At 62.2% G+C, this 14764-nt stretch carries 12 protein-coding genes; 4 read left to right on the plus strand and 8 right to left on the minus strand.

Annotated elements, in window-relative coordinates:
* Positions 1-66 precede the first annotated feature (66 nt).
* The 4 genes from P0D84_RS10165 to P0D84_RS10180 all read right to left on the minus strand — a co-directional run bounded on the left by P0D84_RS10165 (position 67) and on the right by P0D84_RS10180 (position 4801).
* The gene (locus P0D84_RS10165; protein WP_408339764.1) at positions 67-1305 is read right to left on the minus strand and encodes a polysaccharide biosynthesis/export family protein; all 1239 of its coding nucleotides are present in this window, start codon (positions 1303-1305) and stop codon (positions 67-69) included.
* Positions 1299-1757 carry an arsenate reductase/protein-tyrosine-phosphatase family protein gene (locus tag P0D84_RS10170; protein WP_408335638.1) on the minus strand — a complete coding sequence of 153 codons (459 nt, stop codon included), beginning with the start codon at positions 1755-1757 and terminating at the stop codon, positions 1299-1301. The genes P0D84_RS10165 and P0D84_RS10170 overlap by 7 nt, the downstream gene beginning before the upstream one ends.
* A gap of 28 nt (positions 1758-1785) precedes the next feature.
* Positions 1786-3258, minus strand: a complete 1473-nt coding sequence (locus tag P0D84_RS10175) for a UDP-glucose dehydrogenase family protein (protein WP_408335641.1) — start codon at positions 3256-3258, stop codon at positions 1786-1788.
* A 145-nt stretch (positions 3259-3403) separates the two neighbouring features.
* Positions 3404-4801 carry an undecaprenyl-phosphate glucose phosphotransferase gene (locus tag P0D84_RS10180; protein ID WP_408335644.1) on the minus strand — a complete coding sequence of 466 codons (1398 nt, stop codon included), beginning with the start codon at positions 4799-4801 and terminating at the stop codon, positions 3404-3406.
* 691 nt (positions 4802-5492) lie between these two features.
* Here P0D84_RS10180 and P0D84_RS10185 point away from each other — a divergent pair.
* Positions 5493-7058, plus strand: coding sequence for a mannose-1-phosphate guanylyltransferase/mannose-6-phosphate isomerase (locus tag P0D84_RS10185; RefSeq protein WP_408335647.1), 1566 nt, complete (start codon positions 5493-5495; stop codon positions 7056-7058).
* A gap of 308 nt (positions 7059-7366) precedes the next feature.
* Here the strand turns inward: P0D84_RS10185 and P0D84_RS10190 are convergent, their stop codons facing one another.
* Together P0D84_RS10190 and P0D84_RS10195 are read right to left on the minus strand one after the other, a co-directional pair.
* Positions 7367-8542, minus strand: a complete 1176-nt coding sequence (locus P0D84_RS10190; RefSeq protein WP_408335650.1) for a DUF6566 family protein — start codon at positions 8540-8542, stop codon at positions 7367-7369.
* Positions 8543-9125: 583 nt separating this feature from the next.
* Positions 9126-9422 carry a YciI-like protein gene (locus P0D84_RS10195; protein ID WP_408335653.1) on the minus strand — a complete coding sequence of 99 codons (297 nt, stop codon included), beginning with the start codon at positions 9420-9422 and terminating at the stop codon, positions 9126-9128.
* Between the two features lie 448 nt (positions 9423-9870).
* Here P0D84_RS10195 and P0D84_RS10200 point away from each other — a divergent pair, with 448 nt between their 5' ends.
* From P0D84_RS10200 to P0D84_RS10210, 3 genes are all read left to right on the plus strand, one after another.
* Positions 9871-10167 carry a PsiF family protein gene (locus P0D84_RS10200; RefSeq protein ID WP_408335656.1) on the plus strand — a complete coding sequence of 99 codons (297 nt, stop codon included), beginning with the start codon at positions 9871-9873 and terminating at the stop codon, positions 10165-10167.
* Positions 10168-10452: 285 nt separating this feature from the next.
* Entirely contained in the window at positions 10453-10899 is a 447-nt protein-coding gene (locus tag P0D84_RS10205) for a hypothetical protein (RefSeq protein ID WP_408335659.1), read from the plus strand.
* A 355-nt stretch (positions 10900-11254) separates the two neighbouring features.
* Positions 11255-11842 carry a BPSL1445 family SYLF domain-containing lipoprotein gene (locus P0D84_RS10210; RefSeq protein WP_408335662.1) on the plus strand — a complete coding sequence of 196 codons (588 nt, stop codon included), beginning with the start codon at positions 11255-11257 and terminating at the stop codon, positions 11840-11842.
* 283 nt (positions 11843-12125) lie between these two features.
* Here P0D84_RS10210 and P0D84_RS10215 read toward each other — a convergent pair whose 3' ends face one another.
* Positions 12126-13193: a glycosyltransferase family 4 protein gene (locus P0D84_RS10215; protein WP_408335665.1), complete on the minus strand. Its 1068-nt coding sequence runs from the start codon at positions 13191-13193 to the stop codon at positions 12126-12128.
* 351 nt (positions 13194-13544) lie between these two features.
* Positions 13545-14711: an AAA family ATPase gene (locus P0D84_RS10220; protein ID WP_408335668.1), complete on the minus strand. Its 1167-nt coding sequence runs from the start codon at positions 14709-14711 to the stop codon at positions 13545-13547.
* Positions 14712-14764: the final 53 nt, after the last annotated feature.

Genomic DNA, 14764 nt, shown 5'->3' on the forward strand with positions numbered 1-14764 from the left:
CTTTGGCGTTTTCTCTGGTCCCGCGCCCTCTGAAAGCGGCGCGGGACCTGTCGACGGCTCAGACGCTTAGCGCGTCAGCTGCTTCAGGTAGAACAGCGTCTGCACGCTCGGCAACACTTGCTGCAACACACGGTTGAAGGTGGTCGAAGCCGCGGTGCCCACATACACGACGTCCATCGGTTGCAACTGGAACTGGGACGACAGCATGATCGCGTCGGGCTGCGTCATGTCGAGGCGGTACACGTCCGGCGTGGTCGGATGCTCGCGCAGGCCGCGCATCACAAAGATCTGGCGCGGATTGGCGTCCGTGTCGAGAATGCCGCCCCCCAGGGTGAGCGCGTCGGCGATCGTCAGGCGGCCCCTGATCATCGGCACCTGGATCGGCGTCTTCACTTCGCCCATCACGAAGACGCGGCTGTCGCTGTGATCCGGCACGTTGATCACGTCGCCGTTTTGCAGCATGACGTTCTGCGTGGTATCGCCCTGGTCGAGCATGCGGTTGGCGTCGAGCACGTACAGCTTGTTGTTGCGCGTGAGGCGCACACGCTGGATGTCCGCGTCGCTGTTGGTGCCGCCCGAGCGCGTGATCGCGTCGACCAGCGTGAGCGGCACGTCGCTGATGGCGAGCGGGCCCGGCGTCTTCACGTCGCCGGTCACCTGCACTTTCTGGCCGCGATACGACAGCACGCGCACGTCGACCTGCGGATTGCGGATGTAGCGCACGAGGCCGGCGCTCAACTGATCGCGCAACTCGCCGACGGTCTTGCCGGCGGCCTTGATGCGGCCGACGAACGGGAAAAAGATCGTGCCGTCGGCGGCGATGGTCTGGCCGTAGGGATCGGCCTGGCCCGGCAGCGCGGCGGTATACGGCTGCTGCAAGGCGCCGCCGATCGACTGCGTGGTGTTGCCGCCCGCCGACAGCGTGCTGCCCTGCGGCGTGGTCAATTCGGGGTGGTCCCACACGGTGATGCCGAGAATGTCCTGCGGCGAGAGCCGGTACACATACTGCGACGGATCGCTGTAACGCGAGGTCGGCAGCGCCTGCTGCGCGGCGGCGGCGGCTTGCGCCTGCGCCTGGGCCGCCACCAGCGGCCCGTCGATCAGATGGACCGGATAGGTTTCGTTGGCTTGTTGACTCTGGTGCTGGCCGTCGTCTTTCAGACGGGACGTGTCGAGGTAATTGCCAGGTGCGGTAGCGCAGGCCGACAAAAAGGACGTCAGCAAAAGCGTGGCGGCGAATTTGGACTTAAAGCCCGTCGCATTGAAGTTCGCGAGCGTGTGTGCAGTGAGTTTCTTCATCAGCATATTTTTTTCAGCCATCCCATGACCAGGTGTTCGATGAGCACGAGACTCTCCCTATAGTCGGCTTCCGCGCCGCCGTGCGGATCGGCGACGTCGGAATCGTCTTCCCACTTGCCGAGCGGATAGACCTTGCCGCGCGAGGCCGGATCGAGCGCTTCGACCGTGCTTACCTGCGCGCGCTCGGTGACGAGCACGAGGTCGGCGCAACGCACGAGCTGGCGGTCGAGGCGCCGTGAGTAATGGATGCCGGAGGCGACGCCCTGCTCGGCGAGCAGGCGCCGCATCACCGGGTCCATGGCGTGGCCGTTCACGGCACGGATGCCCGCCGAATGAAACGCGATCGGCGCTGAGGACGACCGCGAAGACGCGTGCTGCTGCCGGGCCTTGAACAGCATTTCGGCGGCGGGCGAACGGCACACGTTGGCGTGGCAGACGATCAGAACGTTGGCGAACATGGCGGGCTCCTTGATGAGGCGCGGCGGCTTACTGGCCGGCCTCGACCGAATCAACCGAATCGACCGTATGGGCCATGCCGGCCGCGGCGGCCATGATGGGCAGGCCGTTCGCGCCGACCTTCGCCGGCGCGGTGCGCAGCGCGTGCTGACGGCCGATCGCGTGATACTCGATGCCGAGTTCGAGCAGCGCGTCCGGCTCGTACAGATTGCGGCCGTCGAAAATCAGCGGCGTCTTGAGACTCTGTTTGAGTGAACCGAAATCCGGGCTCTTGAAGACTTTCCACTCCGTGAGAATCACGAGTGCATCGGCGCCCACGGCCGCGTCCATCTCCTCATTCACGAACGACAAGCGCGCGTGCTGTTGCGGCACGTCCTTCAGATCGAGTGCGAAGACGCGCTTCGATTCGTCGATCGCCACCGGGTCGTAGGCCTTCACGCGCGCGCCGCGGCGCAGCAGTTCGGCGATCAGCGGACGGCTCGGCGCTTCGCGCATGTCGTCCGTGTTCGGCTTGAAGGCCAGGCCCCACACGCCGAAGGTGCGATCCGACAGGTCTTCGCCCAGACGCGCGACGATCTTGTGCGCAAGGATCTTCTTCTGCGTGTCGTTGACGGCTTCCACCGCCTCGAGAATGCGCAGATTGGCCTTGTGATCGGCCGCCGTGCGAATCAGCGCCTGGACGTCTTTCGGGAAGCACGAGCCGCCGTAGCCGCAACCCGCGTACAGGAAGTCGTAGCCGATCCGCGGATCAGAGCCGATGCCGCGGCGCACCGCTTCGATATCCGCGCCGACGCGGTCGGCGAGATTCGCGAGCTCGTTCATGTACGAGATCCGCGTGGCGAGCATGGCATTGGCCGCGTACTTGGTGAATTCGGCCGAACGCACGTCCATGTAGAGCGTGCGTTCGCGATTGCGGTTGAACGGCGCATAGAGGCGCTTCATCAGTTCGCGCGCTTTTTCGCCGGGTGCGTCCTCATCGCAGCCGAGCACGATGCGGTCCGGGCGCGTGAAGTCTTCGACGGCCGCGCCCTCTTTCAGGAACTCCGGATTCGACACCACGGAGAACATGGGGCTGGCTTTGCGCGCGGCCAGTTCCCCGGCGATCACGTCGCGCACGCGCGAAGCCGTGCCGACCGGCACCGTCGATTTGTCGACGATCACCTTGAAGCCTGTCATATGGCGGCCGATGTTGCGCGCGGCGGCCAGCACGTATTGCAGATCGGCGGAGCCGTCTTCGTCGGACGGCGTGCCCACCGCGATGAACTGGATGTCGCCGTGCGCGACCGCGGCTTCGATGTCGGTCGAGAACGTCAGGCGGCCGGCCTTGCGATTGCGCGCGATGATTTCCTGCAGACCCGGTTCATGGATCGGCACGCCGCCGTTGTTGAGCACGTCGATCTTGCGTTGATCGACGTCGAGACAGAACACGTCATGGCCGATGTCGGCCAGACATGCGCCCGTCACAAGGCCTACGTAGCCACTACCGATGATCGTCAGGTTCATCTATTACACCTCGGAAAATGGAGTTGATTCACTAAATAAGTCACGCGATGCGATGCGTGAGCGAGGCTCGCAGGAAAACGCCGGGCCGCGCCAAGTTTTCCTGCCCCCTCGGGGCGGGCTAGCGCGAAGTGCGGGGTCGGGGCCCTCAATATGCATTGCTGCCCACGAAGCCCTTCCACAACGTCAGCACGACGATCTTGATGTCGAGCCAGAAGGTCCAATGCTGCATGTAGTACAGATCGAGCTTGACGCGGCCCATCATCTTTTCGATGCGATCGGTTTCGCCGCGATAGCCGTTGATCTGCGCCCACCCGGTGATGCCTGGTTTGATCCGGTAACGGTGCATGTAACCCTTCACCAGATCCTTGTAGATGTCGTCGTGTTCGAGCGCGTGGGGACGCGGGCCGACCACCGACATCTCGCCGCGCAGCACGTTGATGAATTGCGGCAATTCGTCGAGGCTGGTGCGCCGCAGGAACGCGCCGACCGCGGTGATGCGCGGATCGCGCCGGGTGGCCTGGGTGATCTTGCCGGCCTCTTCCTTGTGCATCTTCATCGAGCGAAACTTGTAGATCTCGAACTGGTTGCCGTCGATGCCCTTCCTCTTCTGGCGGAAGAACACCGGCCCTGGCGAGCTCACCTTCACCATCAACGCGATCACCAACATCGCCGGCGACAGCACGGTCAACGCCGCCAGCGCGAACAGACGGTCGAAGACACGCTTGGGCAGCACGCGCAGATCGGTGATCGGCGAGGCGGCCAGATTGATCGCCGGCACGCCGAGCAGATCGACCATCGGCTGATTGAAGAGCGTGAGGCTGCGCACGTCCGGAATGAAGCGAATGTTCACGAAGTCGTTCTTCAGGTCCATCACGAAGCGGTGGATCGCCTTCTCCTTCGAGATCGGCAGCGCGAGCCACAGTTCGCGAATCGCGCGTTGACGCACCAGTTGCAGCATCCGCGCGTAATCGCGTTCGACCGGCACGCCTTCGATCGAGTCGCTCGAATCCGGGTCTTCATACAGGTTGATCGTGCAGTCCTCATCGAACACCACGACGGGGCTAAAGCCCGCTTCCGGACGGCTGCGCATCTGTTCGATCAGGAAGCGCCCATACGGCGCGCCGCCGACGATCGCCACCGCGCGCTGATTGAAACCCTCGCGGCGTAATCCCCGCAGGATCGAATAGACGATCACCTTGGTGACGATCAGCAGCACGATCGTGGCGAGTGCCCAGTAGACGAGCCACAGCCGCGACAGGCTGTCCGAGCGGTGCAGGCTGAAGCTGATCAGCACGCCGGTGACTTCCACCAGCACCCAGCCGCCCGCGACGCGGCACAGCAGGTCATAGAGCGGCTTGCCGCGCCACGACTGGTAGATCCCCAGCGCGGGAAAAAACACCACCACCAGCAGACAGTCGAACGCGAGCGACACGCTTTGGATATCGTCCAGCCACACCAATTTCCCGCTGTGCACGGCCGTCGCCATGGCGGCGCCGAGCGCGACCATGGCGATGTCGATGATTCTCGATAGAACGCTCAGCATGCGCTGCCCCTCAGTTCGTCAGTCAAGTGCCATCCGCTGGTTGGTTGAATTCCCGGTTCCCGGGTTGGATTCCCGCTATGCACATCGGTCCACCCGCCGCACGCACAACGCCGGTATCCGCGTCCGCGAATCAATGCGCGACGCGAAATGGAATGGACCGGTGCTAATTGCCTTGCCGCTTTCTGCTCTAAAAGCCGCTCTGGAAAATTGCTGAACGGCCGAGCCCGAAAACATCTGTCGGAATGAGTGAATACCCTTTTACAGGTATAGATAAAGCGATATTAAAATTCGGACTGCAAGACCGCAAAATATCTCAAATTGTATCGGTCAAAATTTCGACATTTTTTCTGAATTTTGTTCGGTAAATTTTACCTGATTCGCCCTTTGAGGCGCCTATTTGGCGCCTTTCTGGAGCACACGGCGAGCTAATCTGTCTGTTCTCCTACGAAGCTTACGACTCACCTTTCGTCTCTATTTTGCGTCAATGCGACGAATAAAAAAATTGCCCATGATTTTTTTCGGGTAATTTTTCTTTTTTAAAAAATCTGGCGGACATTTTTTCTTCACGAAATGAACAGCTTTTATCAGGCGTTTTATATAGTTTCTATTTAACGCGCTTTTATTGATTCTTTACTTCGTGATAAAACTCGACGCATTCACCCCGTCTTCACCCAGCCTCGAGGAGTCCATCATGACAGCTCCGGTTACGGCCACCCCCGCCGACACCCGGTCCACGCAAGCTATGTCCCTTAACGTCAAACTCAAAGTTCATCCCGTGATTCTGGCGGGCGGCTCCGGCACTCGGTTGTGGCCCATGTCGCGCGAGCAGTATCCGAAACAGCTGATTGGTTTGCTGGGCGAAGACTCGCTGCTGCAGTCCACGACGCGCCGTCTCGATGGGCTCGAAACCGCGCATCTTCTATCCGAGGAACTCGTGGTGGTGGCCAACGAAGAGCATCGCTTCACGACTGCGGAACAATTGCGCACGAGCGGCAAACCGAGCCGGCTGATTCTCGAACCCACCGGCCGCGACACGGCGCCGGCGCTCACGGTGGCCGCCCTTTCGATCGCCGCGCAGGACGAGGACGGCATCATGGTGGTGATGCCCGCCGATCATGCGGTCACCGACATCGACGGCTTTCGTGCGGCGGTCGCCGCCGGCGTCGAGCATGCGGTGGCCGGCCATATCGTGACGATGGGCATCGTGCCGACGCGCGCGGAAACGGGCTACGGTTATATCCGCATCGGCGCAGCGCTTGGCAGGCCTAATGACACGCCTGACGACTTGCACGCGGCAGACGGCGAAGCAGCCGGCAAGATCGGCGCGCACAAGCTCGATCGCTTCGTCGAAAAGCCGCATCTGGAACTGGCGCAGCGCTACATCGAATCGCAGGAATACTGGTGGAACAGCGGCATTTTCATCATGCGCGCATCAACCTGGCTCAAGGCGATCCGCCACTTCCAGCCGGCGATTTACGAAGCCTGCGAAGCGGCGTTCGCAGGCGGCAAGGCGGACGGCGATTTCTTCCGTCTGCAACGCGACGCGTTCAGCGCCTCGCCGTCCAATTCGATCGACTACGCGGTGATGGAGCAACTGGGCAACGATCAGACCGCCGCGTCCGGCGTGGTCGTGCCGTTGCACGCGGGCTGGTCGGACGTGGGTTCGTGGGACGCGATCTGGGACATCTCGCAGAAAGACGCCGATCAGAACGTGGGCCGCGGCCGCGTGATGTTTGAAGGCGCGCACTCGACCTTCGCGCATTCGGAAGGACGCCTGATCGCCTGCGTCGGCACGCAGGATCTGGTGGTGGTCGAGACGGCCGATGCGATTCTGGTCGCGGACAAATCGCGGGTGCAGGACGTCAAGAAGATCGTCGGGCGGATTCGCAACGATGGTGGGCTGGAAGCGGCCAACCATCGCAAGGTGCATCGCCCGTGGGGCAACTACGATTCCGTCGACACCGGCGAGCGCTTCCAGGTCAAACGCATCGTCGTGAAGCCGGGGGCGCGGCTCTCGCTGCAAATGCACCATCACCGCGCGGAACACTGGATCGTCGTGCGCGGCACCGCGCTCGTCACGCGGGGTGAAGAGCGCTTCATCGTCTCCGAAAACGAATCGGCTTATATTCCGCTGGGCGTCACCCACCGTCTCGAGAACCCGGGCAAGATGCCGCTCGAAATGATCGAGGTGCAGTCGGGGTCGTATCTCGGCGAAGACGATATCGTGCGCTTCGACGACACGTACGGCCGCCAATGAAGCCCGTGGCTGACGGATGCAATTGATGCACGCGAATCATCAATCAGGACCGCCGGTGAAGGATGCCGGCGTGTAACGTTGTCAGCGTTGGTTGTCGCCGTTGAATCAACGTTGAAGCCGCATCGAATCAGCGTTGACTCCGCGTCGAGGCGACGTTCTGGCGGGGTCAATCTGCGTCAATCGGGCAACACCAATGGTTCACTGCGGATGAAGCGGGAACCTGCGGCGGTTGCTCCTACCGGCCGCGAGGTATTGCTGCGGTATCGCTGCGCTTGCAGCCGCGCTAGCCGCCGCGCTTGCAGCCGCGCTCATCCCGCATGGGAGATGAGTTCTGGGTACGACGGAAAACGATCCGACGCATTGCCTTCGGTCGCGGGCGCGGGGCCGGGGGCGGCCGGTTCGCCTGGATAACGGCGCAGTGGTCCACGGAACGCATTGAGCGGACCGTGCAAAGGGCCGCCGTGATTTGCCGTGACGGGCTCCGGCACATGCCGCATGGCCGGCAACGGACGCGCCACCGCCGCAGCCGGGTTGACCGCGGGTGCGGCCTCGGCCGCCGCCTGCGTGCGGGATTCACGATCGATCCACTGCCGCGCCCATTCGAGCGCGTATTGCTCCGCCGCGTTGGCTTGCGCAAAGCGCGGACCGACGAGGCCGGAACGCTCGACGCGTTTGCCGTCCCTCATGATCTCCGCCCACGCGCGATACATGACGTTGGGCACCTGCTCCGCCGCAACATAGATCACATAGCCGCGCGAGTCGTCGATCTGGGTGCCGCGTGGCGCGAGACTCATTGTCAGCGGGCTGCGCTGATCATCGAGCTGATGCGCGCGGCGTGCCGACGTGATCGCCGTATCCAGACCGTGCATGGCCGCGCCCACCGCCCGCGCTTCGTCCATGCCTTGCAGATCGGCACGCGTTGCTGGCCGAGTTGCGAGCGACGAAGACGCCGGGGGTGCCGCCGGTGCCGAGGGTGCGCGCGACACCGGCGGCACATTCGTCAGCCCGGACAACTGGCGCGTGATATCGGCGATCGGATCAGCCGAACGCCACTTGCTCAGGCTGCTCGACACGCCGGGCGCCTGCCACGACTCAGGGCTCTTCCACGACACGCCACGCAGACTTTCGTCACGCGCGCTCGGGGTTTCTGCTACCGGCGCCGCGGGTTTGGCCGCGACGGGCGGCGCCGGTTGGGGGACGTACGCGAAGGTACGCCCGGTGTGCGACAACAGCCGAACCATCTCGAGGAGGGTGCCGTTCAACTGCCATTCTTCGAAACGGCGCCGGCATGTGGGACCTGACGGATAACGGCCTGGCAGCTTCGACCAGGGTTCACCGGTTGTCAGAATCCACAGGACCGCATTCGCCACGATGCGCGGTTCGGCGCGGGGCCGGCCGCGTCGGTTGAGACGGACGGCTGGCTCATCAGAGACAAGCGCTGCCAGCAGCGCCCATTCGTCATTGCTTAGCTCATCGAAAAACATGGGGTTTTCTCCACGCAGCCTGGCCGGGCCGCGGCTTTGGACAGCCACGGATTCAACTTTCACGATCCGTGTGCAGCCCGCGGTTGCACAAATATGTTTTGTACGTTCTGGTTGTTGGGCAATGTCGCACTGCATTAGTGCGGTTTGTCCCTATTGCGAAGCACAAAACGTGGTCTCACTCGTGCATGGGAGAATTTGTGCACGAAGCATACCATCACCAGGGTTTGCGTGAATATCACTGAGACAAGTGTTACGGATGGAAACAAACTTGTCATTTTTGCTGCGTCATTTCACGCATTGCTGTAACAGAACCGTTGTCGGTTCCGACGGCGAAGCATGCTATTGCACGGCACAATGACACCGTAACAGCCGGGAATGGCTTTTATGAAATCAGCGCATGAGCGCAACGCATTTTTCCGGGTTTTTTACGTATTTTCGCGTAGCCGCGCAGTGCCTGGGCGCACTGGATGGATAGCGCCCGGCTAAGGCCATGACGCCATGGTCGCGCAAGTCAGCACAGCGCCTCGCGTATGCTATTCGCATTCCTTTCGATGCCACACAAGTGTGGCCGATGAGCTGGCTTCTAGCGCACAGGGTTAGCCGCGCCCTCACCCGCCACTGTCATCCATGGGCGTACGCGCCAGCGCGTCACGAGCCCCGCGAGCACATACGGATCGGCCTTGGCAAAGGCTTCGGCGGCAGCGGGAGAGTCGCCTTCGAAAAGCAGCACGGCAGTATCCACCGGTTCGGTCAACGCTCCGGCCAACTGCAATTCACCGCGGCCCACCGCCGCCCAAGCGAGTTTCAGATGGTCGTCACGATAGGTGCCGCGCCGCTCGAGATAGTCCGGCACGAGGTCATACATCAACAGATAGTGCATGGCGGGTCTCCTTTGGCCTGGGTGACAAAGTTGACGAACAGGGTCCGGAAACAGCGATTCTGGTCAATATTACCCTTATGATCGACAACGGGATTTTCTGCCGATTTCCTATTCATTTGCATCTGCAGCAATACGGATTGAATGCTTCATATTTTGACATCCGAATCGAATGATGAAGTGCTAATTCATTTACATGCGTTCCCGCCAATTAGTGCGGATTACATAGCATATTTTGACGCGGCTACGAACTCAGCCGTTTCAATCGCAAGCGTATTGCCGCGCCTCGCCGCGTAGGGGAAAACCAGCGTGAGCGCTTGTCAACCGGAATGCGCTTCTGTCCGTTCTCGCAGACAGCATTTGCCATAATGGACGCGCCGGGGCAGCCTCCACGCCGTTAAAGCCCGCGCACGAACGACCAAAAACGTTTTCACCACCGATGGAGTGTCACATGAAAATCCAATCCGCTATCGCTACGCTGGTGCTGGGCGCGGTCCTCGTTTCGCCGGTGTTCGCGCAGAACAGCCAGCAAACGAAAATGGCCGACTGTAACAAGCAGGCCGCCGGCAAGAAAGGCGACGACCGTACAGCCTTCATGAAAACCTGCCTGTCGGCCAAGCCGGCCGCTGCCGCGCCGATGAGCCAGCAGGACAAGATGAAGGCGTGCAATGTCCAGGCTACCGGCAAGAAAGGCGATGACCGCAAGGCCTTCATGAGCACCTGCCTGTCGTCGAAGCCCGCTAACTAAACTAAACGCGGGACCATCGGCGCGGCCCACACGCCGCGCGCCCTACCACGTGTTGCTCGAACAGGGCCGCGCCATTGTCCGGCGCGGCTGCTGCCCTGCTTCTTGCCTGACTCCTGCTCCCCGCTGTAATGCCTCGCCCTCGCGCCACCCTACCCCTCAGAGTCCATCCGCCCGAGCGCGTCGTTTTTCTTCTATGATGGCTGCGGAGACGGCCCACCCCATACACAACATTGAACGGGCCGCCATCTTGTCGTTGGTGCTGCAGAGCATCCATCGGAGGCAAGGATGGTATCGAAGCATAAAAACCGCTGGTTGAGGCGGTGGCTGGTCGTCATCGTATTCTGGGCCGTGCCCGTGGCGATCGTTGCGGTCAGCGAGATCCGGGAGGAAATGGCGTACAACGCCGTCGACCTCGACCGGGCGCTGACCACCTGGAATTTCACCGGCGCCCAACGCGCGGCCGGCGCGCCCGCGCACTGCCATGGCAAGCCCGCTGAGGCGCAAGCCGCCGGCTGTCCGGCGGATGTGCTGGCCGCCAATGCGCCGCGCCAGCAGGATGCCCGCGATGAATACAGCATGCGCCGCTCTACGCTCATGGCTTACCTCTGGCACGCATTCGTCGGCTACTGGATCGTGCCGGCTGTCACGCTGTTCGTGATTGGCGTGTTGATCGGCATGATTCGCCGTGCATTGCGGCGCCCGCCGGTCAAGAGTCCGGCGAACCACGGGTGAGGATGCGGCGTCGAGGCAACACTTTCAGTTCGATTTCAACGCGAATCGCAACGGCAAAAAATCGGTAAAAACGGGCACTTAATACGCTGTCGACCCCGCCGCCGACATGCTGAGCCATGCGAGGCACTGCTCGTCGGGAGCCCATTCGAACGCGCTGTCCGCGCTTCTTTCAACACGCTTCTGATGCCGGTCAAAATTACATCAAAGCACCTTACGATTGGACGCAAACCCCCGCCACACAAGGCTTTTCGCGAAACGACGAAGTACGCCGTTTAGGCTTGCGTGTGATATAACTCAAAGGCAACCCGGCAACACCACACGAGGTTGTGCCCAGGAACCATGATGGAGAAAAACGATGCAAAGACGAAACTTCATGTTGAAGACTACCGCTGCGCTCGCTTTCGGAGGCCTTTCACTCGCTGGTTGCACGACAACCGGCAGCAAGCACGATACGCCCTCCACTGATGCATCCAAACGCCAGTCGATCGACGCCAGCGTCGACGGCACCATGTCGCGGCTGTTCACAACCGTGAAGGGTTCGCGCGAACTCGTCTCCAAGGCGCGCGGAGTGCTGGTGTTCCCGTCGGTTCTGCAAGCGGGCTTCGTCGTCGGCGGCCAGTACGGCGAAGGTTCGCTGCGCGTGGGCGGCGGCACGGTGGGCTACTACAGCACGATTTCCGGTTCGTTCGGTCTGCAGGCGGGCGCGCAGTCGAAGGCCATCATCTTCCTGTTCATGACGCAGGACGCGCTCGACAAATTCCGCAATGCAGACGGCTGGTCGGTAGGCGCCGACGCCTCCGTCGCGCTGGTGAAGATGGGCGCCAACGGCGCGATCGACACGACCACGGCGACGGCACCGGTCGAAGTATTCATCTTGACCAATACCGGCCTGATGGCCGATATCTCGCTGCAGGGCACCAAGGTTTCGCGCCTGAAGATCTAGGCGGGCGCCCGGTTTACGGCCTGCGCCTGACCCGCCGGTTTCGCACGCGGCGGCAGCCGGGCCAGACGCAGGCCAATCCGTCAGGCGAGCGCCGGTGCTCCATGGGTTCGGTACAGTTGCGGTAGTTCCAGGCAGCCGCTTCCCGCCGTGGCGCGGTTGCCCTGGCAGGTCTGACGTGGTCCCTCAAGACTCTTTAGCCTCGTTGCGGCGGCAATAAAAAACGGCGATGCGCACTGCACCGCCGTTCTTTTTTGCGCTGGCGCCTGCGTCAGCGAAATGCCGCTCAACTTCCCGACGTATCGATCACCTTGAAGCGTGCACGCTTCTGCGCGCGAATCACCGATTGATACGCGTCCACATACTGCTGCGCCATCCGATGCGAGGTGAAGCGCTCCTCGAAGCGTTGCCGCACGCCTGTGCGCGGTACCTTATGCAGGCGATTGACCGCCGCCACCGCACCGATCTCGTCTTCGACGATAAAGCCTGTCACGCCGTCTTCCAGCACCTCCGGCACCGAACCGCGGTTAAACGCGATCACGGGCGTGCCGCATGCCATCGCTTCGATCATCACGAGGCCGAACGGCTCTGGCCAGTCGATCGGGAAAAGCAGCGCATGGGCGCCCGAGAGAAACTCAGCCTTCTGGTTATCCGCGATTTCGCCAATGAACTCGACATACGGCAAGTCCAGCAACGGTCGGATCTCACGTTCGAAGTACTCACGGTCGGCGGCGTCCACTTTCGCGGCGATGCGGATCTGCATGCCGCATCGGCCGGCAATCCGGATCGCCGTGTCCACTCGCTTCTCGGGCGAAATACGGCCGAGAAACGCGAGGTACTTCTGCTCGACGGGCTGCGGCGTGTAGAGCTGTTCCGGCAGACCGTGATAGACAGTGGTGAGCCACCTGGCCTGCGGCAACGGATGACGCTGCGCATTTGAAATCGAGATCACCGGCGCGGTGTTGAAGGTGTCGAACACCGGCTGCTGCTCGGGCAAGTCGAGACGGCCGTGCATCGTCGTGACGAACGGTGTGTCCTGGCGTTTGAAGACTGAAAAGGAGTAGTAGTCGAGGTGAAAATGCAGTACGTCGAAGTTTTCCGCCTGGCGGCGCACCAGTTCCATCAACAGCATGTGGGGCGCGACACGGTCGCGAATGCCCGGATCCAGACGCAGCGCGCGCGGCCATACCGCTTCGAGCTTTGCGCTGGTGACGGAGTCGCCGCTCGCGAACAGTGTCACGTCGTGTCCGAGGTCGACCAGCGCCTCGGTGATATAGGACACGACGCGCTCCGTCCCGCCATACAGCTTGGGCGGCACCGACTCGGTCAAGGGGGCGATCTGCGCAATCTTCATATTTTGTCTCCGTGAACTGACGGCTTGCGCCGATGGCGGTGCGCGTCAGCGGCGCTGAGCATAGGGCCGCGCCAGTTCTTCCCAATCCATGTCAGGCAACGCCGCGCGTCTGCCTGCACCACTCGCATCAAAGCATTATTCACCACAGCGCAACAAAAAGCGCTTGCCCTTGCAATTGCTGCGCGATGTTACATCCAGCTTACATACGGTGGGGTCGGCTTTGTTCCCTCAGTGGTTCGCTTTGGTACTTCGCTTTGGTACTTCGCTTTGGTGCGTGGCTTGGGTACGTGGTTTAGCTGCGCCGCTTAGGTGCGTCGCTAGCCTCTGTCCTAACACCGCCCTTAGCCATGCCTACCGCGTCGGCCATTTCCAGGCCGGCAGGTCACGATCGTCCGCATCGGCGATGCGCGTCGCGCCGAAGTGCTTTTCGAGCACGATCGACTGGCTGCCGTCCTCCCGCTCGAGCGCCGCGATCAGCCGTGCCGCGTGCGACACCACCAGCACCTGCGAATGCATGGAGGCCCGCGCGATGAGCCGCGCAAGCGCCGGCAGCAGGTCCGGATGCAAGCTCGTCTCCGGTTCGTTCAGCACCAGCAGCGCGGGCGGACGCGGCGTCAACAGCGCGGCCACCAGCAGCAGATAGCGCAAGGTACCGTCCGACAGTTCCGCGCCCTTCAGCGGCCGCAGCAGACCGTGTTGCTGCATCGACACTTCGAAACGGCCGTCCTGCGTCTCGATGTCGAGGCGCGAGCCGGGAAAGGCGTCGTCGATGGCGGCATCGAGTGCGACGGGGTCGCCGATCTCGCGGATGGTCTGCAAGGCCGCGGCGAGATCCGCGCCGTCGTTCGAGAGCACCGGCGTATGCGTGCCGATCTGCGGCAGACGCACGGCCGCGTCGGCATCCGTACGGAAGTGGTCATAAAAGCGCCACGAGCGAATCTGCTCGCGCACCGTAATCATCTCGGGGGCGGTGCGCGGGTCGGAGAACTCCGTCATCATGCTGTCGAAACTGGCGACGGGTTGTGGGATGGTTTGCCAGTCGCCCTGCTCGTCACGCGTGCGCAGCGCGGCGACGTGCCGGTCGACCAGCAAGGCCGACGGACGCAGCACCGGCCCGCTCCAGATGCATTCGCGTTTGATCGTGGGGTCGAGCGGGAACCGGGTGGCTCGATCGAGCGGCGGCAATCCCAGATCGATCGCATAGCCGAATTCATCGCCTGAAAAGCCGAGCCGCAGACTCACCGGTTCCTTACGGCGCAGTGGTTCAACTGGGAACTCACCGGCCAAAACCGCCCGCGAAAAGCGTTCGGGTCCAGCCCACAACGTGGATTGCAAACCACCCTCGCGCGCGAGCGACGTAATCACGCCGCCGCGCGCGGTCTCAGCCAGTAACCGCAGCGAGCGATACACACTCGATTTACCGCTGCCATTCGCACCCGTGATCACATTCAACTGCTCGAGCGGCACGATCAACTCGCGTAGCGACCGATAGCCCGCGATGGCCAAGGTCCTCAGCATGCGGCCGCCGTTCGGTCAAACGCGCACTGCCGCGCGCCCGGTAAAACCACTTC

The organism is Paraburkholderia sp. RL17-337-BIB-A (assembly GCF_046025895.1).
GTDB lineage: Bacteria > Pseudomonadota > Gammaproteobacteria > Burkholderiales > Burkholderiaceae > Paraburkholderia > Paraburkholderia fungorum_C.